At 34.3% G+C, this 24104-nt stretch carries 22 protein-coding genes and 1 tRNA gene; 13 read left to right on the forward strand and 10 right to left on the reverse strand.

The features are described from left to right. Positions 1 to 11 precede the first annotated feature (11 nt). The 5 genes from AAFU52_RS07505 (at position 12) to AAFU52_RS07525 (ending at position 8547) form a co-directional block, all read left to right on the forward strand. Positions 12 to 1274 (forward strand): peptidoglycan DD-metalloendopeptidase family protein, encoded by a 1263-nt coding sequence (locus AAFU52_RS07505; RefSeq protein WP_024768369.1) that lies wholly within the window; start codon positions 12 to 14, stop codon positions 1272 to 1274. Positions 1275 to 1277: 3 nt separating this feature from the next. Continuing rightward, complete coding sequence (pgi, locus tag AAFU52_RS07510; RefSeq protein WP_438425992.1) at positions 1278 to 2927, forward strand: glucose-6-phosphate isomerase; 1650 nt, start codon at positions 1278 to 1280, stop codon at positions 2925 to 2927. A gap of 460 nt (positions 2928 to 3387) precedes the next feature. Beyond that, a complete protein-coding gene (locus AAFU52_RS07515) occupies positions 3388 to 6642 on the forward strand; it encodes a TonB-dependent receptor (RefSeq protein WP_438425993.1) in 3255 nt (1084 codons plus the stop codon). 263 nt (positions 6643 to 6905) lie between these two features. Beyond that, positions 6906 to 7958, forward strand: coding sequence for a cytochrome-c peroxidase (locus AAFU52_RS07520; protein WP_438425994.1), 1053 nt, complete (start codon positions 6906 to 6908; stop codon positions 7956 to 7958). A gap of 148 nt (positions 7959 to 8106) precedes the next feature. After that, complete coding sequence (locus AAFU52_RS07525) at positions 8107 to 8547, forward strand: hypothetical protein (RefSeq protein WP_024768373.1); 441 nt, start codon at positions 8107 to 8109, stop codon at positions 8545 to 8547. 145 nt (positions 8548 to 8692) lie between these two features. Here the strand turns inward: AAFU52_RS07525 and AAFU52_RS07530 are convergent, their stop codons facing one another. Next, positions 8693 to 9115, reverse strand: coding sequence for a secondary thiamine-phosphate synthase enzyme YjbQ (locus tag AAFU52_RS07530; RefSeq protein WP_438425995.1), 423 nt, complete (start codon positions 9113 to 9115; stop codon positions 8693 to 8695). A 176-nt stretch (positions 9116 to 9291) separates the two neighbouring features. Here AAFU52_RS07530 and AAFU52_RS07535 point away from each other — a divergent pair, with 176 nt between their 5' ends. After that, positions 9292 to 10104, forward strand: coding sequence for an HAD family hydrolase (locus tag AAFU52_RS07535; protein WP_106791044.1), 813 nt, complete (start codon positions 9292 to 9294; stop codon positions 10102 to 10104). Between the two features lie 5 nt (positions 10105 to 10109). Here the strand turns inward: AAFU52_RS07535 and AAFU52_RS07540 are convergent, their stop codons facing one another. Beyond that, complete coding sequence (locus tag AAFU52_RS07540) at positions 10110 to 11186, reverse strand: hypothetical protein (RefSeq protein WP_438425996.1); 1077 nt, start codon at positions 11184 to 11186, stop codon at positions 10110 to 10112. 106 nt (positions 11187 to 11292) lie between these two features. Beyond that, the gene (gene lepA / locus AAFU52_RS07545) at positions 11293 to 13089 is read right to left on the reverse strand and encodes a translation elongation factor 4 (RefSeq protein ID WP_024768377.1); all 1797 of its coding nucleotides are present in this window, start codon (positions 13087 to 13089) and stop codon (positions 11293 to 11295) included. Positions 13090 to 13438: 349 nt separating this feature from the next. On the opposite strand from lepA, the gene dusB reads away from it, so the two are divergent. After that, positions 13439 to 14431, forward strand: coding sequence for a tRNA dihydrouridine synthase DusB (gene dusB / locus AAFU52_RS07550; protein ID WP_438425997.1), 993 nt, complete (start codon positions 13439 to 13441; stop codon positions 14429 to 14431). Between the two features lie 154 nt (positions 14432 to 14585). On the opposite strand, the gene AAFU52_RS07555 is transcribed toward dusB, so the two are convergent. Beyond that, positions 14586 to 15788 carry an ABC transporter permease gene (locus AAFU52_RS07555; protein ID WP_024768379.1) on the reverse strand — a complete coding sequence of 401 codons (1203 nt, stop codon included), beginning with the start codon at positions 15786 to 15788 and terminating at the stop codon, positions 14586 to 14588. 119 nt (positions 15789 to 15907) lie between these two features. Next, positions 15908 to 16300, reverse strand: a complete 393-nt coding sequence (gene rbfA, locus AAFU52_RS07560) for a 30S ribosome-binding factor RbfA (protein ID WP_024768380.1) — start codon at positions 16298 to 16300, stop codon at positions 15908 to 15910. A 63-nt stretch (positions 16301 to 16363) separates the two neighbouring features. Here rbfA and mce point away from each other — a divergent pair, with 63 nt between their 5' ends. Further along, the gene (gene mce / locus AAFU52_RS07565; protein ID WP_024768381.1) at positions 16364 to 16786 is read left to right on the forward strand and encodes a methylmalonyl-CoA epimerase; all 423 of its coding nucleotides are present in this window, start codon (positions 16364 to 16366) and stop codon (positions 16784 to 16786) included. Positions 16787 to 16928: 142 nt separating this feature from the next. Then, a tRNA-Ile gene (locus AAFU52_RS07570) sits at positions 16929 to 17002 on the forward strand. 85 nt (positions 17003 to 17087) lie between these two features. On the opposite strand, the gene AAFU52_RS07575 is transcribed toward AAFU52_RS07570, so the two are convergent. The 5 genes from AAFU52_RS07575 to AAFU52_RS07595 are packed head-to-tail and all read right to left on the reverse strand — an operon-like array spanning position 17088 to position 21399. Further along, a complete protein-coding gene (locus AAFU52_RS07575; RefSeq protein WP_438425998.1) occupies positions 17088 to 17897 on the reverse strand; it encodes an MOSC domain-containing protein in 810 nt (269 codons plus the stop codon). Between the two features lie 55 nt (positions 17898 to 17952). Then, entirely contained in the window at positions 17953 to 18846 is an 894-nt protein-coding gene (locus tag AAFU52_RS07580; RefSeq protein WP_438425999.1) for a DMT family transporter, read from the reverse strand. Between the two features lie 6 nt (positions 18847 to 18852). Beyond that, complete coding sequence (locus tag AAFU52_RS07585; protein WP_438426000.1) at positions 18853 to 19752, reverse strand: ATP-grasp domain-containing protein; 900 nt, start codon at positions 19750 to 19752, stop codon at positions 18853 to 18855. Between the two features lie 2 nt (positions 19753 to 19754). Then, a complete protein-coding gene (locus tag AAFU52_RS07590; RefSeq protein ID WP_438426001.1) occupies positions 19755 to 20072 on the reverse strand; it encodes a hypothetical protein in 318 nt (105 codons plus the stop codon). Between the two features lie 7 nt (positions 20073 to 20079). Beyond that, positions 20080 to 21399 carry an aspartate aminotransferase family protein gene (locus tag AAFU52_RS07595; protein WP_438426003.1) on the reverse strand — a complete coding sequence of 440 codons (1320 nt, stop codon included), beginning with the start codon at positions 21397 to 21399 and terminating at the stop codon, positions 20080 to 20082. 426 nt (positions 21400 to 21825) lie between these two features. On the opposite strand from AAFU52_RS07595, the gene AAFU52_RS07600 reads away from it, so the two are divergent. From AAFU52_RS07600 to AAFU52_RS07615, 4 genes are all read left to right on the forward strand, one after another. After that, positions 21826 to 22416, forward strand: coding sequence for a CGNR zinc finger domain-containing protein (locus AAFU52_RS07600; protein ID WP_438426004.1), 591 nt, complete (start codon positions 21826 to 21828; stop codon positions 22414 to 22416). Positions 22417 to 22427: 11 nt separating this feature from the next. Continuing rightward, entirely contained in the window at positions 22428 to 22817 is a 390-nt protein-coding gene (locus AAFU52_RS07605) for a RidA family protein (RefSeq protein WP_438426005.1), read from the forward strand. A gap of 51 nt (positions 22818 to 22868) precedes the next feature. Next, on the forward strand, positions 22869 to 23012 hold the full coding sequence (locus AAFU52_RS07610) for a hypothetical protein (RefSeq protein ID WP_159099329.1): 144 nt from the start codon (positions 22869 to 22871) through the stop codon (positions 23010 to 23012). 149 nt (positions 23013 to 23161) lie between these two features. Then, positions 23162 to 23944: a 2-keto-4-pentenoate hydratase gene (locus AAFU52_RS07615; protein ID WP_438426006.1), complete on the forward strand. Its 783-nt coding sequence runs from the start codon at positions 23162 to 23164 to the stop codon at positions 23942 to 23944. The last annotated feature ends 160 nt before the right edge of the window (positions 23945 to 24104 follow it).

Genomic DNA, 24104 nt, shown 5'->3' on the forward strand with positions numbered 1-24104 from the left:
ATAGTCGTCAGTTGAAGCAAATAGGTTATTTACTACTTATAGCGGTAGTATTATTTTCATGTCAGAAAGAAAAAAAAGAAGCAAAAATTATTGTTCCTGAAGTTATCGAGGAAGAAAAAGCACCCCCCGTTATAACCGAATTTGGTTATGTCCTAAATGATTTTAATGTTGTCAAAGATACCATACGCCCCGGAGATAGTTTTGGTGCCATTATGGATACTCATGGTATAAGTAGAACTAAAGTATTCGAAATCACCAATACAATTAAAGATACTTTTAATGTAGCCAGAATTCAGGCAGGAAAACCTTATATGCTTCTTAAAACAAAGGATACAACAGAAAAAGCACAGGTGTTTGTATATCAAAATAACAAAATCGATTATACCGTAATTGATTTTAGAGATAGTATCATTGCCAAAAAAAGTAAAAAACCGGTAACACTGGTTGAAAAAACTGCTTCTGGAATCATAAATAGTAGTTTAATGCAAACATTTGATGATATGGATCTCAATTTTCTGGTTGCATATAACATGGCAGATATTTATGCCTGGACTATTGATTTTACAAGATTACAAGCAGGAGATAGATTTAAGGTAATTTATACCGAAAAATTTATTGACGATACTATTCCTGCAGGAGTTGACCAGATCAAAGCATCCTATTTTGAACATAGAAGCAAACCTATTTATGCCTTTAGATTTATAGATGATTCAATTAACAATTCTATAGATTATTACGATGAAGAAGCTAATAATTTGCGTAGAGCATTTCTTACTGCTCCGGTAAAATTTAGTAGAATTTCTTCGAGATACAACCTTAAACGTAGAATCAAATACTATGGTAATAAAGTAAGACCACATCGAGGCACCGATTTTGCCGCTCCTATTGGCACACCGATATTAGCCACTGCAGACGGAGTCATAACCAAATCTGAGCGAAGAGGTGGAAATGGTAAATATGTAAAAATAAGACATAATGCCACTTATGACACTCAATACCTACATATGAGCAGACAAGCTGTAAAAGTAGGTGAGTTTGTAAAGCAAGGAGATGTTATAGGCTATATTGGGATGACTGGTAATACAGGAGGTCCCCATGTATGCTACAGATTCTGGAAAAACGGAAAAGAAGTAGACCCATTTAAACAAGATCTTCCGGCTTCAAAACCACTAGCCGATAGTCTTAAACAAGGATTTTATAACCATGTCCAGCCTTTAAAGACCGAATTAGATAGCATTCCTTTTAAACCACAAAAACCCCTGGAAATTTTATAAACCATGACATTACCAACTATTAACCCAACCACCACAAAAGCCTGGGAAGCATTAAAATCTCATTACGAAACCATAAAAGAAACACATCTTAAAGATCTTTTTGAACACAATCCGGATCGTGCAGATGTTTTTTCGATTGAATGGAAGGATTTTTATGTAGATTATTCTAAAAACAGAATCGATAAAACTACAAAAAAACTGTTATTAGATCTAGCCAGAGAAGTAAAGCTCGATGAAGCGATACAACATTATTTTGATGGAAGTACCATTAATGAAACAGAAAATAGAGCCGTTCTACATACCGCCCTCAGAACACCATCAACACATCAAGTTAATGTTGATGGTAAAAATGTAATTCCGGAAATTACAAACATAAAAGAAAAAATAAAGTCCTTTAGCCACCAGGTTATTTCGGGAAATCTTAAAGGATATACAGGTAAAGCTTTTACCGATATTGTAAATATTGGTATTGGAGGATCTGATCTTGGTCCTGCTATGATTACCGAGTCCTTAGCTTATTATAAGAATCATCTTACTCTACATTTTATTTCTAATGTAGATGGAGATCATGTTCATCAAAGCCTAAAAAAATTAGATCCAGAGACTACCTTATTTGTAGTCGTATCTAAAACCTTTTCTACTCAAGAAACTATATCAAATGCTACAACAGCAAGAAATTGGTTCACCAAAAATGCGCCAAAAGAAGCTATAGAGAAGCATTTTGTAGCCGTATCAAGTAATATTCCTAATGTTACTAATTTTGGGATTGCAGAAGAAAATATTTTCCCGCTATGGGATTGGGTTGGAGGTCGTTTTTCTTTATGGAGTGCAGTAGGACTATCTATAAGTTTATCCGTAGGCTATGAAAATTTTGAAGCCCTGCTAGCAGGTGCTCATGAGATGGATGAGCATTTTAAGAATACTCCTTTTGAAGAAAATATTCCTGTAATTTTAGGAATGCTTAGCATATGGTACAATAATTTTTTTAATGCAGAAAGTGAGGCTGTCATCCCTTATTCTCAATATTTACATAGATTACCAGCGTACCTACAGCAAGGTATTATGGAAAGTAATGGAAAAAGTATAGATCGCAATGGTAACCCTATTAACTACCAAACTGGTACGGTTATCTGGGGAGAACCAGGAACCAATGCCCAGCATGCATTCTTTCAATTAATTCATCAGGGGACAAAATTGATTCCAGCAGAGTTTATTGGTTTTAAGCACTCTTTATTTGATGATCAAGATCATCAAAATAAATTAATGGCCAACTTTTTTGCACAAACAGAAGCCTTGATGAATGGTAAAACCCAAGACGAAGTGCTTCGGGAATTAAGTGCTAAAAACACCGCTAAAGAAAAGCTGAAAAAACTGCTACCTTTTAAAGTATTTGCAGGTAACAAACCTACGACCACTATTTTAATCGACACCCTTACCCCTAAAAGCCTAGGGGCATTAATATCGATGTATGAACAGCGTATTTTTGTTCAAGGTATTATATGGAATATTTTTAGCTATGACCAATGGGGTGTAGAATTAGGTAAGCAATTGGCTACTACTATTTTATCTGAGATCGACACTCGTGAGATTAAAGAACATGATTCTTCAACACATACTCTTTTACAACGGTATTTAGGGAAATCTGAATACTAAATCTATTTTCAGATAACATAAAAAAATAAGTCTCAAATCGGTTTATGATTATAAATTGATTTGAGACTTATACTCTTTTTTTGAAAATAGTAATGTGTTAATATTAATCTATTTAGAGGCTGTTTTCCAAGCTCTAGACGTTTTTTTTACTCAATGTTACAAGATTGAATCAATTTTTAATTAACAATTTCTTAGTTAATAACTTTTTAATATCTTCAATTAATTAATAATCAATCTGGTACAAAAAAAAATTATCTTAAAAACTATAATATAAATCTGTATAAAATTTAACATTTTAATAAACTATGCACGCATAAAGATTCGTTCTTTTGCGAAGATTATTAACTCTATCAATTATTTACGAAACTGTATACGATTTAAATGATTTTAAACCTTTTAGTGTAATTATTTTAATCGTTAAGAGTTTCATGAGACAATTAAAAACTATTAAAACACACTCATGAAAAAGATTACATTTTTATTTGTTGTAATCCTTATGGCAGTCGTTGGGGAAACGTTTGCGCAAGGGGTAACTAAGTCTTCCATTAATGGTAAAATGACTGATAATACAGGAGAAGCTCTTCCTGGTGCCAATGTAGTTGCGATCCACACTCCATCTGGAACAAAATATGGCGCAATTACTGATTTTGATGGCTTTTACAGAATAGCAAATATGAGAACTGGTGGACCATACAAGGTTACTATCTCATATGTTGGTTTTAAGGATTATGTAAAAGACAATGTTTTTCTTCAATTAGGGGATTCGCAAAATATAAGCACTCAAATGATTGAAGAAGCTAGTGCACTTGAACAAGTTATAATTACAGTAACTAACAATAGTGTATTTGATTCTGGTAAAACGGGTACAGAAACTACGGTGACCGAGAGACAAATTAATTCTTTACCCTCGGTATCAAGATCTGTTGCCGACTTTGTAAGAATTACTCCTCAAGCTCAAATAACTGAAGGAGATGATGGCTTTTCAGTTTCTTTAGCTGGGCAAAATAACAGATACAATGCTTTGTATATTGATGGGGGAGTAAGTAATGACGTATTTGGTCTAGCTGGTTCTGGTACTGATGGTGGTCAAACAGGGGTAAACCCATTCTCAATCGATGCGATTGAAACTTTTCAAATTAACATTGCTCCTTTTGATGTAAGACAATCAGGATTTTCTGGTGGTGCTATAAATGCAATTACTCGATCAGGAACAAATAGCATCGAAGGATCTGCCTATACATATTTTAGAAACGAAAGTCTTTCAGGAAAAACTCCTCCAGATTTAGTAGGAGCTGGTGATTCAAGGGAAAAATTATCTGATTATTCTGCAAAAATTTACGGAGCTCGTATTGGTGGTCCAATCATAAAAGACAAATTATTTTACTTTGTTAATTATGAGAGAGAAGAACAAGAAACTCCACAGCCGTTTAATTTTAGTAATTACCAAGGAAATTCTACTTTGGCTGATATCCAAAATCTATCTAATTTCTTACAGACTACATATGGCTATAACCCTGGTGGGTTTGACAATAACACAAGAACATTAGAAAGTGATAAGTTAACAGTTAAACTAGATTGGAATATTAATGATAACCATCAATTAAGTGTAAAGCACAATTTTGTAAAAGCTGATAATCTAGAAGCAAGAAATAGTGGAAACAGAAATATTGGTTTTATTAATGGTTCTGAGCTTTTTGAAAGTACTAAAAATGAAACTACTTTAGAATTTAGTTCGTCTATAGGAAGCTGGGCTTCTAACAACTTACTTATTGGTTATAAATCAGTAAGAGATGATCGTGATCCTTCTGGTAACCCGTTTCCAACTGTTGATATTCGTGATGGTGGAGGAACAATTTCTTTTGGAGCAGAACCATTTTCTACTGCAAACCTATTAGATCAGGATATTGTTAATATAGCCGATAATTTTGAGATTTATAGTGGTAAACATACTGTAACTATAGGTACTCAACATGAGTTTTCAAAAATTAAAAACTTATTCTTTGCTTTTAATTACGGAGATTACACCTTTAATAACTTAAGTGACTTCTTTAATGGTGTTATTGATGAATACCAAAAAGGATATTCTCTAGTAGGTGGTACTGCAGTAGGTGATGAATCTGCCGGAGCATCAGAATTTAAATTATACCAACCGAGTTTTTATGTTCAGGATGAAATAAGTGTAACTGATAATTTTAAACTAACAGCTGGATTAAGAGTTGATGTTCCTATTTTTGATGCTGGTGCTGAAAATGCTGATTTTAATGACAGAACTATTCCTCTTCTTGAAGCTGCCGGAAAAGATCTTCAAGGAGCAAGAGTAGGTAAAAAAATAAGACCTTCTGCACATTTATCTCCTCGTGTTGGATTTAACTGGGATGTAAAAAATGATAAGACTACTCAAGTACGTGGTGGTTTTGGTATTTTTACTTCAAGAATTCCGTTAGTATGGCCTGGTGGTTCATATAACAATAATGGTATTACTGGTGGATTTACTGGCGGATTTAATCTAGATCCTTCTACAATAACGTTTAACCCAGATGTTAATCAACAACCTGTAGCTGTAACACCAGGAACAGGAGGAACAGCAGGAAATATCGATATTTTCACTCCTGACCTAAAATTACCTCAGGTAATGAAATATAATATCGCTATTGATCAAAAATTACCACTTTGGGGATTAATTGCAAGTGCAGACTTTTTATATACTGATGTTATTACTAATATTTATTATCAAAACTTAAATATTCGCGGCCCAGAAGGAGCCTTGAATGGTGCTGATAACAGACCATACTATAGTGATAGTTTTGGAGACTTAATTGATAATACTTATGGTAGAATAACCCTTGGAACCAATACTGGTGAGGGATTCTCTTATAATACATCTTTTACCCTAAGAAAACCTTTTGACAATGGATTTCAGGGAAGTGTATCTTATTCTTATGGTGAATCAGAAGCTATTTTTGATGGTACTTCTTCACAAAACAGTTCACAGTGGAGAGGTATTCAAACGGTAAATGGTAAGAACTCATTCTTACCAACATCAAGATCTGATTTTTCACAAGGGTCTCGTTTTTCTGCTAATGTTAGTTATGAAAAAGAATACCTAGGGTTTATGAAATCAACAATTGCATTATTTTATGAAGGTACACAAGGTGCTCCTCACTCTTTTGTTTACAGAGAAGGTAGAGACCTTTTAAATGATGATTCTAGAGATAATGCTCTTATCTATATTCCTTCAAACGCAAGTGAAATTAACCTTGTTCCTTTTAGAGATCGTGACGGAGACATAATCCCAGGATCAGATACTCCTGCAGAGCAATGGGCTGCACTAAATGCTTTTATAGAAGGAAATGATTATTTAAGAAAAAGAAGAGGTGGATATGCAGAACGTAACGGAGACAGAGGTCCTTGGAGTCATGCTATTGATTTAAAATTCTTACAGGATTTTTATATCAAAACCGGCGAAAAGAAAAATACGCTTCAGCTTTCTCTTGATATCTTTAACTTCACTAATCTTTTAAATAAAGATTGGGGAAAACGTAAATTCATCCCTGGAAATGTTGCATTAATTGAAACTGTAAGAGGTGGAACAGCAGATCCAGAGTTTACCTTTGACGCTAGTTCTTTTGAAGATGGAATTGAACAAATAGATGATAATGGTCTTCAATCATCAAGATGGCAAATGCAAGTTGGATTACGTTATATATTCAACTAAGAAATTTATAAATCAAATATCAAAAACCTCATTCGAAGATCGAATGAGGTTTTTTTTATCTCCTCAATTTCTGATCTTCATTATTCTCCATAATAATGAATACTAAATCATAGTAAAAACCGTTGTAAATTTCTGATATCGAAATATTTACAACGGTTTATTTTTTTTCAAAAAAACACCCTTTTATCTGTAAGTATCTCCATATGATAACGACAGTAAAAAATCCAACTTTAACATATATATATTAACACAAAAAAAACACTATGAAAAACGTACTTCAATGGGGTGTAATCCTTGCAATATGTATAGGATGTAAAAACGATTCTAAACAAAAAGACAAAGATTACGTTCCAGTTTCTTCAACTGAAAATAAGACAGTTGCAGTATCAGAAATTGACAAGAAAGCCCGAGAAATTTTTGGTGTATTACCCGAAATAGCAGAAAACCCAGACAATCCAATAACCCAGGAAAAAGTAACTCTGGGGAAAACACTTTATTATGACAAACGACTTTCTAAAGACAATACACAAAGTTGTAATACCTGCCATAATCTAAAAACATATGGAGTAGACAATCTGTCTTTTTCAATAGGTAACGATGGTAAACCGGGAGGACGTAACTCCCCTACAACTTTAAACGCTGCATTACATATGACTCAATTTTGGGATGGACGAGAACCCGATGTAGAAGCACAAGCCGGAGGCCCCATATTAAACCCAATAGAAATGGCAATGCCTAACGAAGCAGTAGTGGTAGACCGAATATCAAAAATCGATGAGTATATTGAGCTTTTTGCCAAAGCTTTTCCAGAGGAAAAAACTCCGATAACATATAGAAATATAGAAAAAGCTATTGGTGCTTTTGAACGAAAACTGATTACTCCCTCTAAGTTCGACAAATATATGGCTGGAGATGGTTCTGCACTAAACAAATATGAAAAGAAAGGTATGGAAACCTTTATAAGTGTTGGTTGTATTACTTGTCATACAGGAGCATTACTAGGAGGTAATATGTATCAAAAATTTGGGCTTACCGTAAATTATTGGGAGTATACAAATAGTGAAAAAGTAGATAATGGTAGGTTTGATCTCACCAAAAATGAAGCTGATAAATATGTCTTTAAAGTTCCTTCGCTACTTAATATTGAAAAAACCACACCTTACTTTCATGATGGCAGTATTAAAGACCTTAAAAAAGCCATCTCAATTATGGGAGAAACTCAATTAAATCAAAAATTAAATCCACAGCAAGTTAATGAGATTCACTTATTTTTACAAACCTTAACAGGAGAGGTCCCAGAAGAAGCTTTAGAATAAAACTGGTATGTTATATATAGCTATGACTAAATAAATTTTCAATAGAGCAAACACTTTGTAGAATAAGTCTAAATAAAGACTCCTGTGCTCGTAGGATGAGGCTTTTTTATGCATTATATGTACCTTTGAAAAAATTAAACACATCATTATGTACGAAGCTATTCAAATCGTCCATTCATATTGGGCTTATCTTGTTGTTCTTATCGTTACACTAGCAACTATTAATGCCCTAGCTGGATTTTTTACCAAAAGAGAATATGCTCCAAAAGATTTTAGAGTCTCTCTATTTGCGCTTATCGTTACCCATATTCAGCTTCTAATTGGTATTATTATTTTCTTTGTATCTCCTCTGGTAGTTTGGTTCTCTGGAACTCACAAAATGGGAGAAATTATGAAGGACGCTACTTTACGATTATATAATGTAGAGCATCCTATGGTAATGATCTTAACCATTGTTTTTATCACAATGGGATACTCTAAACATAAAAAGAAACTTACTTCTACACCTAAGTTTAAAATGCTAGCAATTTTCTATACTATTGCCTGGATTCTTATGCTTTCAAGAATACCTTGGGCACAATGGTTCTAAATCAAAAGTGTTTTAATTATAGCTAAACTAGGCTTGTAAAAATCTATAATGCTTGTCATTCTGGTCTACGCTGGAATGACAAGTTTAATTAGAATAAAACCAAAATGGTTTTGTTACAGAAGTAATCTCGATTAACTTATAGTCTCTAAGACCCATAAGCTGTTAAAACCAGTTTTCTGAGGCCTCCAGAATCTCTATGTTCACAGAGATAAATGCCTTGCCATGTTCCCAGATTTAATTCTCCGTTAGTAATAGGAATCAAAACAGAAGTCCCCATCAAAGAAGCTTTGATATGAGCAGGCATATCATCAGGTCCTTCGTAGGTATGAATATAATACAAAGCATTTTCTGGAACCATAATATTCATATGACTTTCAAAATCCTGTCTTACTGTGGGATCCGCATTCTCATTTATAGTAAGACTAGCAGATGTATGCTTAATAAACACTTGTAATTGTCCCATTCGTATCTGTTTGATTTCGGGTATCTTGGCAAGAATCTTAGAAGTAATCAAATGAAACCCTCTGGGGTATGATGGTAATTGTATTTCTTTTTGAAAAAATTTCATGGTATTGTCCTAGTACGACTCGGGATTTTTTTAATTAGTATTTAATTTACTTTGGCAGGTAATATCAAACCGATCAAAGCTCTTTATTTACTAGCAATTTAATACAAATTTTACAGTTATAATACCCTGTATTTATTCTAACTCTAATACCTTTACAATTAAAATTATACACTACTATGGATCTATCCCAAATCAAAATGGTTGCTACAGATATGGATGGCACACTTCTTAACGCTAAAGGTGAAGTAAGTCGTCATTTTTTTGAACTTTTTGAAGAGCTAAATAGCCTGGGCGTAACTTTTGTTGCTGCTAGCGGAAGACAATACTATAGTATTATTGATAAACTAAAACCCATTAAAGATGACATTTATGTCATTGCCGAAAATGGAGCTTTAACCATGCAACAAGACAAAGAACTTCAGATTACAGAAATCGATCGTAAAACATACCTGGAACTCCTTGATATTACTAAAACATTACAAGGTTCACAAGTAATCGTTTGTGGAAGAAAACGAGGGTATATTGAAGACTACGGACAAGATTTTGTCGATATGTTTAGTGAATTTTATGACCGGTATGAAATTGTAGAAGATCTTTCTGAAGTAATTGATGATCAATATCTCAAAATTGCCATTTGTAATCAAAAGGGAGCAGAAGAATATCTCTATCCTGCTTTAAAACATCTGGAAAACAAATTGAAAGTAAAAGTGTCTGGAGAAATCTGGTTGGACCTTTCTCATAACCTCGCTAATAAAGGTCATGCGCTACAACAGTTGCAAAAAAATAATGATATATTACCTGAAGAGACTATGGTTTTTGGAGATTATAACAATGATCTTGAAATGATGACCAAAGCAACGTATAGCTTTGCTATGGAAAATGCCCACCCAAACATAAAAGCAATTGCTAATTACTCGACAAAGAGCAATAATGACAATGGTGTAGAATATATGTTACACAAAATGATTGAAGCCAAGAAAGCTAACTAAATCTGCTATTTTATATTAGCCTGAGAAATATCAATCTCTATAGTAGCTTTTTCTCCTGTAGCCTGCCAAAAATTAAAGAAAAAATTACCCCAATCAGGAGTTCCTTTTTTAGTAAAGTTATCTAGATCCATATTAATAGATGCAATCCTTTCATCACTTAATTTTGAAGTAGAAATAACTACGGTAATTCCTTTAAAGCTTTTTTGAGAATTCTCTTCAGAAGGTACGCGAGCTCCATTCTTTGCAATAAGGTCTGCTGCTGTAAAAGTTGTAATTTTATCTGCTGCAAATTTACCTCCACTTGCTACTGCTTGTGGATTCTCAGCCACTTGAATCGATTCGAGTTCGCTTTCTTTTATTAGCCCCATAAGGTATAATTCTAAATTCCCATACGGCAATGTGTTTCCTCCATTAGCAAAAGTTCCAAATCCATTTTCACCATTCCGTTTTCCTTGATAATTATTACCTCCTAAATCAATAAGCTCATCAAAACCACCAAGTTGCCCTCCTACGCTAGAATATCCCCAGTGACCACCAACCGTAGTTGGGATAAAATCATAATTCCCCCAATAATGCATTATTTCATGTAAAAAGGGGCCATTTTTAATATATTCGGCCCTTGGCATATGAATGATACTCTTCAATGTGCCCTGAGATCCATAGGCAGCAGTATTATTATATATGGACGAACCTATACCTTCTACATCATTTTTAACCTTTTGAGTAACTCCATAATACAAATCATTAGGTTGTTCTGTTTCAACAGAGAGTATAAAAATAAAATCAAAATTGTCATTTAAATGCTCATACACCTTTTTAGACACCATAGCAAAATCACCATTTCCGGCAATAAATTTATTATAATCCGCTTCTGATAAAACATAGTTTATAAGTTTGCTGTCTTTGCCTAAAATAAAATCTTCTGTAAAAACAGTTTGTTCTCCTGATGGATCAGGATCAGGATCAACTCCTGTATCTGTAGAGTCGGTAGTATCATCTTTACTACAGGATAAAAAACAAAAAACAAATAAACCTACAAAAGATAAGATCTTTAGGCTCTGCTTTGGTTGGGGCTTTAGCATGATATAAATTCTTAAGTTATAAAAAAACAACGCTATAATAGACACTTTATTTGAATTACACAGCAAATAAATTGAACCTATTTATAAGGAACTGATAACAAAATTTCTAGTCATTTAGCTTTAATACCGCCATAAACGCTTCCTGAGGAATCTCTACATTTCCTACCTGACGCATTCGTTTCTTTCCTTTCTTCTGCTTTTCTAATAATTTACGCTTACGAGAAATATCACCACCATAACATTTGGCTGTTACATCTTTACGAAGAGCTTTTACCGTTTCACGAGCTATAAACTTAGCTCCAATTGCTGCTTGTATCGGGATATCAAATTGTTGGCGAGGGATTAATTCTTTTAATTTCTCACAGATTTTTTTACCAATATCATAAGCATTATCCTTGTGCAATAATGCAGATAACGCATCTACAATATTTCCGTTAAGTAATATATCTACCTTTACCAGTTTAGAAGCACGTAAACCGATCGGCGTATAATCAAAAGACGCATATCCTTTTGATACTGTTTTTAAGCGATCATAAAAATCAAATACGATCTCTGCCAATGGCATATCAAAAGTAAGCTCTACTCGTTCTGTAGTTAAATAGGTCTGATTAGTAATCTCTCCACGTTTCTCAATACATAAAGACATTACAGATCCTACAAAATCAGATTTGGTAATAATAGAAGCTTTGATATATGGTTCTTCTACTCTGTTCATAGAAGAAGGGTCAGGTAAATCCGATGGGTTGTTTACAATTATGATATCATCGGGATTTTTATTAGTAAACGCATGATAAGATACGTTAGGTACTGTAGTAATCACAGTCATATTAAACTCACGTTCTAATCGCTCCTGGATAATCTCCATATGTAACATCCCTAAGAATCCACATCTAAAACCAAAACCTAATGCTGCAGAACTCTCTGGTACAAAAACCAGAGAAGCATCATTAAGCTGTAATTTTTCCATAGAATTACGAAGCTCTTCATAATCTTCTGTATCTACAGGATAAATCCCTGCAAATACCATGGGTTTTACATCCTCAAAACCTTCGATTGCATTTTGTGTAGGTGTTTTAGCATCTGTGATAGTATCTCCTACTTTTACTTCTCGAGCATCTTTGATTCCTGTAATCAGGTATCCCACATCACCTGTTTTGATTACTTGTTTAGGTTCCTGATTTAATTTCAATGTTCCTACCTCATCAGCAAAATAGTTTTTCCCGGTAGCCACAAACTTAATCTGTTGCCCCTTCTTAATCTCACCATTAACTACCTTAAAATATGTTTCTACGCCTCTAAATGAGTTATATACCGAATCAAAAATCAGGGCTTGTAATGGCTCTTCAGGATTTCCTTTTGGTGAGGGAACGCGCTCTATAATTGCAGTAAGAATCTCTTCTATCCCAATTCCTGTTTTAGCACTTGCAGGAATTACATCCTCTGCATCACATCCTAAAAGATCCACAATATCATCGGTAACCTCTTCTGGATTAGCACTTGGTAAATCTACTTTATTGAGTACCGGAATAATTTCCAGATCATTTTCGAGAGCCAGATATAAATTAGAAATTGTCTGTGCCTGTATACTTTGTGCTGCATCTACAATTAGCAATGCTCCTTCACAAGCTGCAATAGAACGAGAAACCTCATATGAAAAATCAACATGGCCAGGAGTATCAATAAGATTAAGGATATACTCCTCTCCTTTATGCGTATATTCCATCTGGATTGCATGACTCTTGATGGTAATCCCACGCTCGCGCTCCAAATCCATACTATCAAGTAATTGCGCCTGAGCTTCGCGTGCGGTTACTGATCCGGTAAAGTCCAATAATCGATCTGCCAGTGTACTTTTACCGTGATCAATATGTGCGATAATGCAAAAATTTCTAATATTTTTCATGTAGTCTCTCTCTTGTATACCGTCAAATCTAACATAATCATTTATAAAGGTATATCAATCATTTTTAAATACCCATTATGGGTCTCATTCTTCTTTTTCAATACGTTTTAGGGCGTGACCCGTCATTACATTATGGGGCGGGCTATCTGCGCTACATGGTAGCTTGCTCCTATCCCTAACGCAATTTTCACACTCTTAATAACTTGCAAATATAATCGATTTTAGAAGCTTTATACTATCTCTCCCTGTATTTTTAGATCTTACTCATTTCAAAAAAATAAGGCCTCACAGATCTCAGAGACCTGTGAGGTCTTAAAGAATTTGTATTTTTACCAAAAAAATAGTTGCTGTGACCAAAATAGGAGACATAGATGTAGGAGAATTCCCATTATTATTAGCCCCGATGGAAGATGTAAGCGATCCTCCTTTTCGTGCATTGTGTAAAGAGCAAGGAGCCGATGTAGTGTATACAGAATTTATTTCTAGTGAAGGACTAATACGTGATGCTGCCAAAAGCGTCATGAAGCTTGATATTTATGAAAAAGAACGCCCGGTTGGTATTCAGATTTTTGGAGCTAACTTGGATTCTATGCTTAAATCTGTTGAGATTGTAGAAGCATCAGGCCCTGATATTATTGATATTAATTTTGGGTGCCCCGTAAAAAAAGTAGTGAGCAAAGGTGCCGGAGCAGGAATTCTTAAAGATATTGATCTTATGGTTTCTCTTACCGAAGCCATGGTTAAACATACCAAATTACCTGTTACCGTAAAGACCAGATTGGGTTGGGATCATGACTCTATCAGAATTGTAGAAGTTGCAGAGCGACTACAGGATGTGGGAGCCAAAGCCATTTCTATTCATGGTCGTACCCGGGCACAGATGTATAAAGGCAATGCAGATTGGAAACCTATTGCCGAAGTAAAAAACAATCCGAGAATGCACATTCCTGTATTTGGTAATGGTGATGTAGATACTCCCGAACGCGCTATGGAAATGAGAGATCAATATGGTCTTGATGGTGCTATGATTGGCCGTGCCAGCATTGGTTATCCCTGGTTTTTTAAGGAAGTAAAACACTATTTTGAAACTGGTAAGCTTTTACCACCACCAACTATAGAAGAACGAGTAAATGCAGCACGTAGACACTTACAAATGGCAATCGATTGGAAAGGCGAAAAACTAGGTGTTTTTGAAACCCGTAGACATTATACCAATTACTTTAAAGGAATACCTCATTTTAAAGAATATCGGACCAAAATGGTAACCAGCGACCTCCCAAAAGATGTATTTGCTGCTTTTGATGAAGTACAGTCTACATTCACCGGTTTTGAGTTTGTATAATTTTAAAAAACCAAAAGGCATTGTGTTAGGGATAGTAGTGATTACCCCACAGAAAAGTTGCCATTCTGAGCCCAGTCTAAAGATCAACATATCGAGGAGTAAAAACGGATAGCCCGCCCGAACACCCATATCTTTATCTATAATAATGACTACACTAATTCACCAATTTCTGATTAATTCTACTAGAAGCTAAAAGAGAAGCTATAAAACCGATAATAGTAATCGTAAAAAACACCACAACAAAACTAATCATGGTAATACGAGTTGGATAAGGTAACGAAGGTGTGATCATTAATAATTCAAATTGCTGTTGCAATACAATAAGTATAAACCCTAATAACAATCCTAATACTGTACCCAAAACGGTCATAAGTGAACCTTGAAACAAAAATATTTTTCTGATACTCGGCAGAGAAGCCCCCACATTATAGAGTGTTTTTACATTGTTTTTCTTATCGATAATCATCATAATAATGGCTCCGGCGACATTAAACAGGGCAATAATGGCAATCAACGTGATCACCAGATAGGATACTAAATTCTCGGTATTTAACATCTTATACAATGTATCATTAAGCTGTACCCTGTTTTTTACAATCACATTATGATCAAAAATCTGCTGTAATTCATCTATCACTACTTCTTCATTAGCTTGTGGTGATAGTTTAAGCTCTATATGAGTCACTTTATCTTCTGGTAATTCCAATAATTTTCGTACTAATCCCGTAGTTGCAAAAATATATTTTTTATCAAGTTCTTCATTTACACTATACACCCCAATATTTACTGCTTTCTCTGATCTAAATGCTTTTGATGGGTCGCTGGGAATACCTTTACCCGGTTTTGGTACATAAATACTTAGCAGGTTTGTATACGTTTGCTCAACTCCCATATTAAGTTCCCTGCTAATGCCATTACCCGCAACTACCTGAAAATCATTATTGGTTAACCAATCCCCGAATACCAGTATACTATCGGCATGAATAACGTTATGATAATTAGCATCTACTCCTTTGATATAGGACATCTTTTGTTTATCCATAAACTCTAGGAAAACACGCTCTTCTACAATTTCAGAAAAATTGGCAACCCCATCAAGTTTAGCTAGTTTTTCTTTTTGGGTATCGGTAAATGTAAATGTCTTTCCGCTTGACGGAAAAATCTTAAGATCGGGATCAAAATATGAAGAAAACTGAAGGCTAAAATCCTTAAGCCCTGCAAATCCCGATAACACAAGAAATAATGCCATCGCTCCTATGACTACACCGGTCGCAGCAATAATTGTAATAATATTAATAGCATTGCTACTACCAGGAGAAAACAGGTATCGCTTTGCGATGTAGTATGAAAAATTCAAATCCTTATGATGAGCATTAGATATGTATGAAATTTTAATTCTGCAATAAAGATAAGAGAAAAGAAAATTCTATTTCTTCTACTTTCTATGATTTTTCTATTTTATGGCACTACCTAAAATTACTTCTTTTTACGTTTTTCGAGAAGTTCGGGATTATTAATCGGATCTTCTTTCCCTTTTACAGCTTCTTCTATATTAGAAATATACTCAAGAGAATCATCAATAAAATAGGATAATTCTGGCATACGGCGTAACTGATTTCTGGTACGCTGTGCTACCTGATGTTTTATTTGTGATCTTACCTGGTTTACTTCTTTTAGCACTCTTTCTCCTTCCTGATGCGGGAATACACTCATATATACTTTTGCAATAGATAGATCTGTAGTCACACTTACTTTGGTAACGGAAACCAAAATCCCCTGTACTCCCGCTTCACGTAATGCAAGTTGTATCACATCGGCTACATCGCGTTGTAATACTCCTCCAATTTTTTTCTGTCTGTTTGTTTCCATGGTGCAAAAGTACAATTTATATGTATTTTTGCCACATAGTGATAAAAGTATATTATGAATCATATCAATAAAATAGAACACCTGGGCATTGCAGTCAAAGATATCGAGCAAGCAAATACATTATATGAGAAACTTTTGGGAGTCGCTCCATATAAGCAGGAAGCCGTAGAAAGCGAAGCTGTAATCACCTCTTTTTTTAAAGTGGGAGATAGTAAAATAGAATTACTGGCCAGTACCCGGGAGGATGGACCTATCGGAAAATTTATTACCAAAAAGGGAGAAGGTATTCATCACATCGCTTTTGATGTCGATAATATCGAACTAGAGCTGGATCGATTAGAAAAAGAAGGGTTTCAATTAATCAATAAAACACCAAAACCTGGTGCTGATAATAAATTAGTTGCTTTTCTTCATCCTAAAAGCACAAATGGGGTTTTAATAGAGTTATGCCAGGAAAAACCTATTGATCAGGATATTACAAAATAAATACTATCGTTTTTATAGCTCTTTTTTCCTTTTTTAAAGAGGAATCAAAGCCATTATCTGGCTTAGGAATAAAAGACTATTAAAATAATAGAAAAATGTTTGGCGTGTTTATATCAAATCCTTAAATTTGCCCTCCGTTTTAGGTCCCATAGCTCAGCTGGTTAGAGCACCTGACTCATAATCAGGGGGTCCTTGGTTCGAGCCCAAGTGGGACCACCTAGTTAAAAAGCTGTTTCTTGTATTAGAAACAGCTTTTTTTGTTCACTCATGATACTGCTATCATTATTTATAAGCCCGCTTTTTACAAAACCCGAGTGCTATCTTGCTTAATACTAATTTCATCTCCCACAGCAATGGCAAAATCTTTACTATCGACAAGTTTAAGATATCTTCCAAACCAGATTTTTCGCTCTGACAATCGATATTGCGATAGTGTTTTTAACGGTTCTTCTCCTTTTTCTCCCGTTTCCTGATTTACCGTCGTTACTGTACACCGAGCACATGATTTGGTGATTTCGAAAGTAGAATCGTTAATTATAATCTTCTTCCATTGATCTTCAATAAACGAGCTTCCTCCTGTAAAGACAATATTAGGTCTAAATCTGTTCATTTTAACAGGAGAGGATAACTTACTATTTAGATCATCCAAAGAACTGTCTCCTACAATCAAATACTGGGCACCATCCTGAAAAAGAATTCGTGCATCATTATTTTGTTTAACCCATCTTTTTGCTGTACTCGATTGCCTAACCAGATATACTTCTTTTCCTAAACAATCCGAAAACCAATCATTCACCACCTGTTCTTCTTTTATAGCCTCTACTTTTTCTTTAAAAACAGAAACTAAAATAGGTTCTTTTAAGGTTGGATTTTCTAATCGAATTTTAATACTACTTTCTTTATAGGTCACCAATAATGAATCCTGTGATAGTGCCACCTGAAACAATGCTAATTTAGGTTCTTCTCGCTGGGTAATATGTTTTCCATTGCTATCGGCCAGCATCCAATGCCGATCATACTCAAAACCTGTTTCGGATATAGTAGCACTTTGTAATTCAATTCTACCCAGCGATTTAACCGGGTACACATATAGTTTTGAGATTTTTAGCATCTTTTAACTTTTGATATTTGTTATCTATAGTTTAACCAGAATGGTTTTGTAAAGTTCATCTTTTCTTTTTAGTAAACCCAAATAATAACAGACCAATAATTACAATACCTCCTCCTATGAGTTGCACAGCATATAATTTTTCCCCAAAAGGAAAGGCAAGTAATACCGTAAAAAACGGAATAAGGTTCATAAACAGTGTCGAGGTTGTCGCTCCCAGTTTAACAACACAGAAATAAAATGCAGTATATGCAATTCCCGTTCCTAGTACACCCATAAATAAGATGCTACCCCAAAAAGATAAATCTATAGGGATATCGGTTGCTATAAATTCTGGTAATGACAAAACCGCAAACAAAACAAAAGCCATAAGCGAGGTGATCGTTGTCATTACAACAGCATCTATATGAGGTAGATACTTACTCACAATGATCTGAGAAAGTGAGAATACAATTGCCATACCCATAATATAAACATCTCCTATTTCGAACTGCAATTCTGCCAACTTACTAAAATCTCCTTTTACCAAAATAATTGCTACTCCAAAAAAGCTAATCGCAATAGCGATCCACTGCATTAGTTTCACCTTCTTTCTTTGAAACACAAAAGCAAAAACAGCAGTAATTGCAGGACTAGTTGCAATAATAAGAGATCCATTTACTGCACTGGTTGTTTTTAGACCCTGGTTAAAAAAGTATATGGTTAAAAAGATTCCGAAAAAAGAAGTAAGAAACATATACCACCATTCTTTTGCAGAAAACCTGAATTTGAATAATTGATTACCAAATCTCAAATATACCAGGAGAAACAATGAGACAACTCCAAAGAAAAATCGCAAAGCAGCAACACTTACAGGAGAGTAAAACTCTAAAGCTATTTTTACCACATGAAAATTAGCTGCCCAAAAGAGCATGGTTAATATCAAAAAAAGAAAAGTAATTGCTTTATTCATAAATAGTTATATTAAATTTTCAATGCCTTCTATCAAAGAGAAAACTGCCAATTTAGATTCTGGATACCATAACTGTGGCTCTATTACCTCAAGTTCCATTAGCAGAATTTCACCTTCGGTTCCATAACAAAAATCTACTCTGGCATACATGGGTATTTCTTTAAGGTTTTTACAAACCTCAAGCACCTCTTCTCCAAAATCTATCTCTTTTTGAGTTGGATTATATTCATATATAGTGCCTCCATGATATGGTTGTACCCTAAAATCATTTGACTTAGGTTTTTTTACTCTTGCATGTGTAAATTTACCATTTACAAATACCAATGAAATTTCTCCTTCTTCTACTATTGATTGTATAAATGGCTGAATCAGCATTGGCTGTCGTTTCACATCTGATTGTATTGCTACTACATCATTTTTACTATATGGATACTTTAGGTAATAGGTGTCTTTTGAACCTCCAGATATAGTTGGTTTAACCACAAACCCATTACCTCCCAAATTTTTATCCCACAGGTGTGGATCAAAAATATCTTCAGTATCCAACAAATGAGTTTCTGGTATTTGAATTCCATGCTTGCTTAATTCAAGTAAGTAATGCTTATCCATATTCCATAAAACCAGTTCTTTGCTATTAATAAGCGTACACTTTTCGGACACTTTTTCAAGCCAAATTCTAAATTCTGGTATAAGATGAAAATAATTCCATGTGCTTTTTATAAGAGCGACTTTAGTTGTTGACCAATCAAAATTAGGGTCTTCCCAAGCAACTCGCTTACATATGATATTCTGATTTTTGAAGGCTGTGATGAGTGTTTCATCTTCTTCAATAGCTATGGCACTGTGTTTTATCTCTGTACTTGCTTTTAAGCACGCTTTTTCTGTTACTATTACTATATCTACCATATTCATTTTAAAAAAATAAAGGTTTCAAAATGCTGTACTTCTTCCTCGAGTTCTAATAAAAATTCTTTGTCTTTCGGATAGTATTTTGCTTTGGTGTAATCTTCACCAGAAAATGCTTTGATATCGTCATACGATTTCCACTGTGTTACTGTATGAAAATGACATACCTCTCCTTCAATTCTTCGTAAAATTTCAACATTTAAAATTCCTGAAACGGATTTATAATCGGCAATACCACTTTCAATTAGATATTCTAGATATGTATTGGCGTCTTGTTTTTTAACAGCACCATGCCATGACCTTGTAATCAATTTTTTCATTTCTATCTTATTTTAATTCTATTAATACTTCTTCAATTGCCTTGGCTGTAGTTTCAATATCGTCTTGAGTATGAACAATACTTGATAGTGAATGTAACGATGCCGAAGGGTTCATATAAATTCCTTTATCCATTAATTTAAGAACAAAAGTTCTAAATTTTTCTTTGTCAACAAAAGCGCAATAATCACGATAATCTGTTATTTCTGATTTTTCTGTAAAGAAAATCTGAAACATAGAGTTTACACCTTGACAAATTACATTACTTGCTCCCGATTGCTGTATTGCGTTTTGTATAGCTAATGTCATTTGTTGACCTATAGATGTTAATTTCTTAAAATTTTCCTGTTTATTTGCAAGCATTGTTTCTAGCATTGTTTTACAAGCATATAGAGGAAGTCTTCCACCGTTATGTGTACCATAATGTAATACTTTCCCCCATTCTAGCCCTTCCATAACAGATGCGCTACCACCAATTGCCGCCATAGGAAATCCTGCTCCCATAGCTTTACCATAGGTTACAATATCTGGACTCAGATCGTATAGTTCTGCAACACCTCCAGCTGCCAGTCTAAATCCAGTAACGGTTTCATCCAGATAAAATAGTGCCCCATACTGTTTGCACAATTCCTGCATTTTTTGCAAGTATCCATCTTTTGGAGGAATAACCCCAATATTAGCCATCACACCTTCGGTAATTACACATGCTGCTTCTCTTCCATAGTTTTCCATAACCCTTTCCAAGGCTTCAAAATCATTCCAGGGAACAACAATGGTATCTAACCATGCTTCTTCAAGAATTCCTGATGACTCTGGAATACGAATGGGCGAAAAACGATGCCCCAAATTATCTGCAGGTCTTGAATTGATATTCAATAATACTTGATCGAACCAGCCATGATAATGCCCTTCAAACTTTATTATTTTACGCCTACCGGTAAGCCCTCTGGCAAGACGAACAGCTGCCATAGCAGCTTCTGTACCTGTATTTGCAAAACGTATCTTATCTACATGAGGCAATAATTTGCACAGTATTTCGGCAACCTCTACTTCTACCTCCAAAGCAGTGGCAAAATGAGTACCTCGGCTTATTTCTCTGGCAGCCATATCAACTATATTGGGATGAGCATGACCTAATGGTAATGCGCCAAAAGCCATCATCCAGTCAATATACTCATTACCATCTACATCATAAAGACGACTGCTCTTTGCATGGGACATATATGGTGGTGTAGTACCAAAAGCCGCAGGACCACGAGAAGAAGAAGAAACTCCTTCTACTAATATCTTTGTACCTCTGTCGAAAAGATGTTGTGAATTTGATTTCATATTGCAAGGTTTTATGTTGAATAAATAGTTAATGCGTATAATGTTTCATGTAAATTTCTAGTTCTCTTTATTAGGTTTCCATGTGTAACAACCACAACGTTTTTTAGAGTTATTTTGGTAATACTACATTATTGATTTTGTTAATAATGGATATCCCGTACTTTCGATATAACCGAGATCTAAATTTTCGCAAAGCGATAATTCTTTACCAATGGTTTAGCTCAAAATATAATTCGTTGAAAAGCTATCACAATCAGAACTGGATACTAAATGTTTTGCAGTAAACTCATGTTTACCAAAAATATCGTTCTAATTTAAAATCATTTAAAGTCATACCACTAAAATCAATTACACTGGTGCAAATATAAGATAATATTTTTACTACCAAAACTTGTTTTACTGGTTATAATTATTTTACTTTGCACTATGAATAATGTAGAACATATACAAAACAGCCTTTTAGATGGAGGAAATCTATCCCTCGATTTCATCAATACGATTAAAGACAGGTTGGTTGCAGACCCTATAGATTACCTTACCGGAAAAGAGGAATGGATTGCCTGGTTAAAACGCGTTGATATTTTAGAAAATGAAACATTAAATTTTGAAGAAGCTAGCTTTAATCTAAAGGAAGTTATAAGGAAAAGAGAATTTTTGCATCGTGTATTTCAAGGACTTGTTTTTCAAAGAGAGATTAAAGAAAAAGATCTTAAATGTTTTGATTTACTCTTACAAAAAATCAGAAGATCCACTAAGATTTTTGTAGTTGACAATAAACCTCAAGAACATTTAGAGATAGATCCAAATGACCTGAATAGCTATATTTTAAAAATTGGAAAAGCTGCACATGAACTATTGATGTCTGAAGAAATAGATCGAGTAAAAGAATGTGGTAATTGCGGATGGATTTACTTTGATTCGAGCAAAAACAAATGTAGAAAATGGTGTAATATGGACACTTGTGGCAATGAGGTAAAAGCCAGAAAATATTACGAAAGCAAAAAAAATAAAGTATAAAACTATATAAAATGAAAAACAGAAAAAACATTTCGTCTGGTAGCCCCTGGGAAGATATCGTAGGATATTCCAGAGCTGTAAAAGTAGGAAACATTATTGAAGTCTCTGGTACTACTGCTACTGGTAAAGATGGTGATATTATTGGCATAGACGATCCTTATCTTCAAACCAAAACAATTATAGAAACTGCTAAAAATGTTTTGGAAGATATGGGATATGGCTTAGACAATGTGATACGAACAAGGATTTATACTACCGATATATCCCAATGGGAAGCTATAGGAAAAGCGCATGGAGAATATTTTGGTACTATAAAGCCCACTACCGCAATGGTAGAAATAGCCAAACTAATTAATCCTGATATGCTGGTAGAAATAGAATTTACAGCCATAGCAGATTAATTATACAAAAATGAATTAAAAATTAGTACTAACCCTTAAACACTCATAATTATGAATTGTAATGTAGAATGTTTACCAAATGATTGTTCAGTAGTAAGAGAAAAGAGCACTACCAAAATTTTTATTCAATCTATTACCGATTGGTTAAAAACTTTTAGAATCCCAGGAGCAGAAGATGCTTCAAGATTTAAATAGTATTCTATTTCAACAATCTATATGGTGTGAAATAAACCGCATAAATCATCTTAGTTTACCTGTAGAGATATTAAACAGACAGTCAAAAACTAAAACTAAAGGATTTGCCAGGTAGATTCTGATAAAAATTTAATTGAAACAAGTACTTTATGAAAGATAAAATCTCCAACTCAAAAATTCAATCGTACAGGTCAGAAATGATGACAGCATACAAGAAAGAGATCTCATTACCCTATCTTTCAGATTTTGATGTAGTACTAACCCCAGACGAAGCTTATCAAATTCAGAAACATTTGGTACATGTAGCTTCAGAAAACGACACTATCGTTGCCTACGAAGCAGGTATGACATCTGAAGGTTCTCAAAAAAAATTCGGAGCAACCCAACCACTTGCCGCAGCACGATTTGCTTCTGGACTTCATTTCAACACTACAGAAATTAAAATCTCTGAATTTCAAAATCCTATCCTGGAAACAGAAATCGGTTACCGAATAAAATCAGAAATCACAAAAAAGGTAACTTTAAGTACCATAAAAGAATTGGTGAAAGAAATTGTACCTATGATCGAAATCCCGGATATCAAACATCCAGATATATCCAGGTTAACCCAAAAGGATATGATCGCGACCAATGGTGCTGGTGCTGTAATTATTCTAGGAGAACCAGTGAATGCAGATGTAAATATTAATGAAGAAATTACAACCTTAGCATTAAACAAAGAAGAAATTAGTAGAGGAAAAGGAAGTGATGCTATGGGAGATCAATGGACATCATTAGCATGGTTAATCAATAAAATTTTGGATCAAGGATATCCAATTACTCCAGAACATATACTCATGACCGGTACAGTTGGACAAATAGTGCCACTAACCAAAGGTTCTTATACTGCCACATATGGAGCCCTGGGAACAATTGAGTTTACAGTAGTCTAGATAGGCACATAGGGTAATAAAAAATGAACTGAAAAAAGTATCGTGAGGAATTTCCAGCATTAAACATATATAAATAATTCGGAACACATAACAACTAATTAAGAGTTTCTTTGAATTCCTATGCTATTCAAAAAGACATTGACTACTTCATAGAGATTTC

It is taken from the genome of Aquimarina macrocephali (assembly GCF_051627225.1).
In the GTDB taxonomy this organism is placed as follows: Bacteria; Bacteroidota; Bacteroidia; order Flavobacteriales; family Flavobacteriaceae; genus Aquimarina; species Aquimarina macrocephali.

What these genes read in the sequence shown, in the direction of transcription:
- pgi (WP_438425992.1), top strand. Translation starts at nt 1,278, where the DNA reads ATGACATTACCAACTATTAACCCAACCACCACAAAAGCCTGGGAAGCA.
- AAFU52_RS07515 (WP_438425993.1), top strand. Translation starts at nt 3,388, where the DNA reads ATGAAAAAGATTACATTTTTATTTGTTGTAATCCTTATGGCAGTCGTT.
- AAFU52_RS07520 (WP_438425994.1), top strand. Translation starts at nt 6,906, where the DNA reads ATGAAAAACGTACTTCAATGGGGTGTAATCCTTGCAATATGTATAGGA.
- AAFU52_RS07525 (WP_024768373.1), top strand. Translation starts at nt 8,107, where the DNA reads ATGTACGAAGCTATTCAAATCGTCCATTCATATTGGGCTTATCTTGTT.
- AAFU52_RS07530 (WP_438425995.1), bottom strand. Translation starts at nt 9,115, where the DNA reads ATGAAATTTTTTCAAAAAGAAATACAATTACCATCATACCCCAGAGGG.
- AAFU52_RS07535 (WP_106791044.1), top strand. Translation starts at nt 9,292, where the DNA reads ATGGATCTATCCCAAATCAAAATGGTTGCTACAGATATGGATGGCACA.
- AAFU52_RS07540 (WP_438425996.1), bottom strand. Translation starts at nt 11,186, where the DNA reads ATGCTAAAGCCCCAACCAAAGCAGAGCCTAAAGATCTTATCTTTTGTA.
- lepA (WP_024768377.1), bottom strand. Translation starts at nt 13,089, where the DNA reads ATGAAAAATATTAGAAATTTTTGCATTATCGCACATATTGATCACGGT.
- rbfA (WP_024768380.1), bottom strand. Translation starts at nt 16,300, where the DNA reads ATGGAAACAAACAGACAGAAAAAAATTGGAGGAGTATTACAACGCGAT.
- AAFU52_RS07575 (WP_438425998.1), bottom strand. Translation starts at nt 17,897, where the DNA reads ATGCTAAAAATCTCAAAACTATATGTGTACCCGGTTAAATCGCTGGGT.
- AAFU52_RS07580 (WP_438425999.1), bottom strand. Translation starts at nt 18,846, where the DNA reads ATGAATAAAGCAATTACTTTTCTTTTTTTGATATTAACCATGCTCTTT.
- AAFU52_RS07585 (WP_438426000.1), bottom strand. Translation starts at nt 19,752, where the DNA reads ATGGTAGATATAGTAATAGTAACAGAAAAAGCGTGCTTAAAAGCAAGT.
- AAFU52_RS07590 (WP_438426001.1), bottom strand. Translation starts at nt 20,072, where the DNA reads ATGAAAAAATTGATTACAAGGTCATGGCATGGTGCTGTTAAAAAACAA.
- AAFU52_RS07595 (WP_438426003.1), bottom strand. Translation starts at nt 21,399, where the DNA reads ATGAAATCAAATTCACAACATCTTTTCGACAGAGGTACAAAGATATTA.
- AAFU52_RS07600 (WP_438426004.1), top strand. Translation starts at nt 21,826, where the DNA reads ATGAATAATGTAGAACATATACAAAACAGCCTTTTAGATGGAGGAAAT.
- AAFU52_RS07605 (WP_438426005.1), top strand. Translation starts at nt 22,428, where the DNA reads ATGAAAAACAGAAAAAACATTTCGTCTGGTAGCCCCTGGGAAGATATC.
- AAFU52_RS07610 (WP_159099329.1), top strand. Translation starts at nt 22,869, where the DNA reads ATGAATTGTAATGTAGAATGTTTACCAAATGATTGTTCAGTAGTAAGA.
- AAFU52_RS07615 (WP_438426006.1), top strand. Translation starts at nt 23,162, where the DNA reads ATGAAAGATAAAATCTCCAACTCAAAAATTCAATCGTACAGGTCAGAA.